This is a genomic window from Mesorhizobium sp. (genome assembly GCF_005063415.1).
In the GTDB taxonomy this organism is placed as follows: Bacteria; Pseudomonadota; Alphaproteobacteria; order Rhizobiales; family Rhizobiaceae; genus Mesorhizobium.
Genome location: NZ_SUEG01000403.1, coordinates 1 through 281, shown reverse-complemented (window position 1 = coordinate 281; position 281 = coordinate 1). Strand labels below are relative to the sequence as shown.

Here is a 281-nt window from a genome sequence, read left to right as displayed (position 1 = left end):
GCCCGTTAAAGAGGTGGCGGCGCGGTCGCCTTTCGGGCTGATCTCCCGGATCGAGAATGGACTTCCCATTGGGGCGCTCGAGCGCGTTGCGCATCTTCTGGCGCCCGGCGATGCTCAGTTCAAATACCGGCTGATTCCCAAGGCGACCTATGAGCGGCGCAAGGCGGTACATCGTCTCTCGTCGGACGAGGGCACACGATTGGCCCGCGTTGCGCGCGTCTGGGGTCTTGCTGTCGATGTCTGGCAGAACGAAGAGGAAGCGCGCGATTTCTTGTTTCGGC

1 protein-coding gene is annotated in these 281 nt (G+C 62.6%); it reads left to right on the top strand.

From position 1 onward, the window contains the following. Window positions 1-281: antitoxin Xre-like helix-turn-helix domain-containing protein (locus E5W70_RS32810; protein ID WP_366509785.1), on the top strand; the 281-nt coding region annotated here is incomplete at both ends.